This is a genomic window from Candidatus Electronema sp. PJ, from assembly GCF_048287395.1.
Taxonomy (GTDB): Bacteria; Desulfobacterota; Desulfobulbia; order Desulfobulbales; family Desulfobulbaceae; genus Electronema.
This window is the reverse complement of record NZ_JBLWEO010000076.1, coordinates 1-4,995: the sequence shown is the minus strand read 5'-3', so window position 1 is coordinate 4,995 and position 4,995 is coordinate 1. Positions and strand designations below refer to the sequence as shown.

6 protein-coding genes are annotated in these 4,995 nt (G+C 55.7%); 5 read left to right on the top strand and 1 reads right to left on the bottom strand.

Annotation, left to right across the window (positions count from 1 at the left end; genetic code table 11):
- Position 1 precedes the first annotated feature (1 nt).
- From ACNKIB_RS12505 to fabL, 5 genes are all read left to right on the top strand, one after another.
- Entirely contained in the window at positions 2-112 is a 111-nt protein-coding gene (locus ACNKIB_RS12505) for a hypothetical protein (RefSeq protein WP_417910901.1), read from the top strand.
- Position 113: 1 nt separating this feature from the next.
- Positions 114-269: a thrombospondin type 3 repeat-containing protein gene (locus ACNKIB_RS12500; protein ID WP_417910900.1), complete on the top strand. Its 156-nt coding sequence runs from the start codon at positions 114-116 to the stop codon at positions 267-269.
- 125 nt (positions 270-394) lie between these two features.
- On the top strand, positions 395-1,681 hold the full coding sequence (locus ACNKIB_RS12495) for an NAD(P)/FAD-dependent oxidoreductase (protein WP_417910899.1): 1,287 nt from the start codon (positions 395-397) through the stop codon (positions 1,679-1,681).
- 3 nt (positions 1,682-1,684) lie between these two features.
- Positions 1,685-2,626: a DUF362 domain-containing protein gene (locus tag ACNKIB_RS12490; protein WP_417910898.1), complete on the top strand. Its 942-nt coding sequence runs from the start codon at positions 1,685-1,687 to the stop codon at positions 2,624-2,626.
- 228 nt (positions 2,627-2,854) lie between these two features.
- Positions 2,855-3,607, top strand: coding sequence for an enoyl-[acyl-carrier-protein] reductase FabL (gene fabL, locus ACNKIB_RS12485; protein WP_417910897.1), 753 nt, complete (start codon positions 2,855-2,857; stop codon positions 3,605-3,607).
- Between the two features lie 49 nt (positions 3,608-3,656).
- On the opposite strand, the gene ACNKIB_RS12480 is transcribed toward fabL, so the two are convergent.
- A complete protein-coding gene (locus ACNKIB_RS12480) occupies positions 3,657-4,565 on the bottom strand; it encodes a sirohydrochlorin cobaltochelatase (RefSeq protein ID WP_417910896.1) in 909 nt (302 codons plus the stop codon).
- Between the last annotated feature and the right edge of the window lie 430 nt (positions 4,566-4,995).

Here is a 4,995-nt window from a genome sequence, read left to right as displayed (position 1 = left end):
CCTGCCACCTTACTCTCCTGATCTTAATCCGATTGAGCATAAATGGGCGCAGGCAAAAGCTCTCAGAAAAAATATCGATGCTCGGTTGAGGAGCTTTTTCAGAACGATATAATATGATCTTTTTATATCGCTACAGCTATAGTGCTGACAACTGCCCGCTCGTAGCCAACTCTGATCAGAAAGACAAGAATAGCGACGGCATTGGTGATGCTTGCGATGCGGTTGATAACCGGGTGAACCTGGCTCCCATCTACAAGCTGCTGCTGTAGAAGTGATCAACTGAACCTGTCACCTGTCGCAGTAGGTGATCTTCCTCTTGAGAAGATAGCACAGGTTAGAGTACAATCAACCGCACAGCAATTTTTGCCTCTCCATTTTACTCATTTGCCCAGCTATGCCTCTGCTTACTACCTCAGCCTCTGTCCCTGCCAAGAACAACCGGCTCATTGTCGTTGGCGGCGGAGCTGCCGGGTTGATGGCTGCGGGCCAAGCAGCAGAGAGAGGCGTGGAGGTGGTGTTACTGGAGAAGATGGCCCAGCCAGGTCGGAAGATCAATATCTCAGGCAAGGGCCGTTGCAACCTTACCAACACAGCTGCCTTACCAGAATTCCTCACCCATTTTGGCAAAAATGGCAAGTTCCTCCGCCAGTGCTTCCAGCAATTCTTCAGTCCAGACCTGCTCTCTTTCTTTGCCGAGCATGGTTTAGAAACCGTGATCGAGCGGGGCGGCAGGGTGTTTCCTGCGCAAGGCCGGGCAGCGGACGTGGTTGGCGTGTTCCGCGATTGGGTGGCGCAACTGCCGGTCTCAGTCCGACCTGGCTCGCGGGTGGAAGAGCTACTGGTTGAGAACGGCCAGGTGCGCGGTGTGCTCTGCAATGGCAATGCCGTGTTAGGTCGGGCCGTGATTCTCGCGACGGGCGGAGCCTCCTATCCTGCCACAGGTTCGAACGGTGACGGCTATCGGTTGGCGGAGGCGGTAGGGCACAGCATTGTCCCTATTCGTCCGGCCTTGGTGCCGGTAGAGACCAGCGGCGGGCTGGCCGCACGCTTGGCTGGGTTACAGCTCCGCAATGTCGGGGTGCGCCTGCTGATCAACGGTAAGCGCAAGGAAGATGCCTTTGGTGAGCTACTGTTCATGAAATACGGGCTATCCGGCCCTGTCATTCTGACTCTCAGTAAGCTGATGGTGGATGCGCTGCGGCTAGGCGAGCAGGTTAGTCTGCTGTTAGATTTGAAACCGGCCTTGGACGAGCAGAAGCTGGAGGCTCGCTTGCTCCGCGATTTCGCTGACCGACGCAAAGAGACGATGGCCTCGGTGCTGCGCGGCCTGTTACCAGAGCAGTTGGTGCCTGTCTGCTGCGGAGAAACCGCCTTGCGGCCAGAAGCTCTGGCCGGAGAGGTCACGGCAGCAGAGCGCAAGCGGCTGCGCTGCTGGCTGAAGAGTATCCCCTTTCCTGTCACTGGCTACCGGAGCTTTAAAGAGGCCATCGTCACCGCAGGCGGGATAGAACTGACTGAGGTGGATCCGCGTACCATGCAGTCAAAGCTCTGTGCTGGTCTCTATTTAGCTGGGGAATTGCTTGATCTTCAGGCTGATACGGGTGGTTACAATCTCCAGGCCGCCTTTTCCACTGGCTGGCTCGCTGGCCGATCAGCAGCCGCACAGCTTAAAGAGGTATAACACATGCAGCTTGATTCCACTGCCGTTGTCCTAACTCGCTGCTCCAGCTACGACCAGCCGGAGCTTGATGAAGCCCTGACGCAGGTGCTAACCGAGATGGAACTGCCTGCGCTGACACAGACCAATGTCTTGCTCAAGCCGAACCTAATTGCCGCCAAGAACAGCCTGCTCTCCTGCACCGAAGGGGCTTTCATCCTTGCAGTTGCCCGGTGGTTTATCGAACGCGGGGCAAGGGTTAGTATTGGCGACTCGCCTGCCTTTGGTACTGGGGAAATGGTGCTGCGGGCAATGGGTATTACGGATGAGCTGGCTAGGCTGGCTGTACCGATCAAAAGCTTCAGCCAAGGCCGCAAGCTGCGGCTACCGAGCGGCGGCACTGCGGTTTTCGCTCAGGAGGTGCTGGACTGCGATCTCCTGGTTAATTTACCCAGAGTCAAGGCCCACGCGCAGACCCGGATAACCCTGGCCGTGAAAAACTATTTCGGCTGTCTGATCGGGCTGCGCAAACCGTGGTGGCACATGCTGTATGGCGGCTCCCAGGACAAGTTCTTCGACCGTCTTGGGCAAATACCACTGGCCTTGCCGTCGCCCTCTCTTACCCTTATGGATGGCATCATTGCCATGCACCAGACCGGGCCAATATGGGGCCAGCCTTATCCGCTCTCGCTGGTTGCGGCCTCAACCAATCCTGTAGCAATGGATACAGCCCTGCATTGCATCCTGCATATTCCTGCGGAGATCAGCCCAGTCATGGCTGCCTGCTGCCGCGCTGGTCTGAAGGGCGCAGAGCTGTCGCAGCTGACCTTCCCCTTGCTGCGGCCCGAGGAGGTTCAGGCGAACGGCTTCATCGTGCCTAAGCAGCTCTCTCCTGTCCGTTTCAATCTCTTCCGCTTCTTAAAAAGCAGCGCATACCGCTTGCTGCTCCAGAAACAGCGGTCAGGATAGAGTAAAATGGTAGAAAAAGCCGCTCCAGCAGGCGAGTTGCCCCCAGAGCTTTGCGCCAGCTTCACGCTGTTCTCTAAGACCAGGTTATCCTGGCTTGAACCATAGCCCTTGCAAAGAACAGCTTCGCAAGGTACATTTCAGCGGCAAAGACAATCCTTTGAATATGCACCACTGTCCCGGCTTGCCCGGCTGACAGCAGACTGAAAGATTTTGTACAGGAGATGAGGGATGTTGAATCTGCGGGGAAAGACGGCGTTGGTCACCGGAGGATCACGCGGCATAGGACGGGCTATCGCCCTGCGGCTGGCGGAACATGGCGCGGATATTGTGGTGAACTATGTCCGCCACCGCAGCGATGCCGAAGAGACGTCAGCAGCGGTCGAGCGGCACGGCGTGCGCTGTTTGGTTATTAAGGCGAATGTCGCTGAAGAGGAGGATGTGCGGGCCATGTTCGCGCAGATTCGCACCACCTATATCCGGCTGGACATTTTGGTGTCCAATGCCGCCTCTGGGGTGCTGAAGCCGGTGTTAGAGCTGACCCAGCGGCACTGGGATTGGGCAATGGATATTAATGCGCGGGCCATGCTGACCCTGACCCAGCAGGCAGTGCCGCTGATGGAGGCAGGCGGGCGGATACTGGCTATCTCCAGCTTAGGCGCAGTGCGGGCGGTGCAGAATTATACTGTGGTTGGAGCCTCAAAGGCAGCTTTGGAGTCGCTGGTGCGGCATTTAGCAGTGGAGCTTGGCCCCAAGGGCATTACAGTCAACACCATCAGTGCTGGCGTGGTTGATACGGATGCGCTGAAGAAATTCCCCAACCGTGATGAGATCATCCGGTGCTCGCTTGAGCGCACACCATTGGGTCGCCTCACCACCCCAGAGGATGTGGCAGATCTGGCACTGTTCCTCTGTAGCCAAGGCGCGGCTATGATTCACGGCCAAGTGCTGGTGGTGGACGGAGGATATGCAGTCCAGGGATAAGGGACTGCGCAGGGTGCATTATGCCGACTGTGGAGGTGGCAGTCGGCCATCACGCGTTCAGGCTGATACCTGCATCAGCCGCCGCCTCACCTGCATTGCGAACAAACAGCTCGGCAAAAGCATCAATCTCGCCTAAGCCGCTCTCTGCAACCACAACAGTGCAGCCGTTCTTCTCCAACACACTCTTCCAGGAGTCCTCCTCTGGCCCGGCCATATCGTTGACCGAATGATCGCCAGCCACCATCATGAAAGGCTTGAGCAGTACCCTGTGCACGCCGAGTCGTTTTAGCTCGTTGATCACGTTGCTGAGGGGTGGAAAGCCCTCGACATTGCCGATCAAGGTTACGACATCAGGATACAGCGTGCGCATCTGCTGCGCCAATTCTAAATAAGAGCCTGCAGAAGGGAAATGCTCATTACCGTGGCCCATATAGACTAGTGCTGCTTGCGCTGACCGAGCTAGCTCGGCATCTGAAGCTAGAGCCTTGGCTGCGGCCAGGATGTCCTCGGCATAGGGATGGGCAGTGCCATACATGCCAAGGGCGGGCCGTCCTAAGGCAATCTTATAAAATGGCTTGTATTTCTTCTTTTTGATTGTACCCATGCGCAGCAGGCTATCAACATAGGTGCCGAGGTCAAGAAACTCCTCGCCCATCACAATATGAGTCGGTTGCAGGACAATCGAGTCATAGCCCTGGTCTTGGAGATCAGCAATGGTCGCTAAGACCGTCTTAACCTCAAAAACCTCTGTTGGGATTTCAGGATGGAGCTGGCGATACTCTGGATCAGCAGCCCTCTTCTGCCATCTTTTGCGGATGATATTAGAGGTGAAGGCGAAACGCACAGGCGTATTTGGATAGCGGGCCGTCATTTTGTCCTGGATGTTAAGGATCCCTTTAAGGGCTGATTCAACTGTAGTCCCAAACATGGCGATCACTATCGCACTGTTATGTTCCATGTTCTATCGTCCGCTACTGATGAGTTTAATGGAGAAGATATCGGCAACCACTTGCTCGAAATACGAGCAACTGCTTGGTCGTGAAGCGAGCAACCACTTGGCCGTAGAATGAGCAAGTGCTTGGCTGTGTATCGAGCAACCTCTTGCTCGATACACGAGCAACTGCTTGCGCGTAGAATGCGCAAGTGCTTGGGTCTGATATCGGCAAGCTGTCAGCGGTTCTTTGCGCATGAGGTACGTTGTTCAGGCAGGAGGTAAATCCCGTGAACCGCGCTGAAGGGGAATACAATTAGGGGTTACGCAGTTGGAAGAAACAGAGTAACATGCCGACATGAACAAAGCTAAAGTAACAGATTGCGAGTACATCGATTTTTTGATCGGCACGCAAAGAGTTTACAGCTGCACGGAAGCGGAGCGTGTTCAGCCTGAT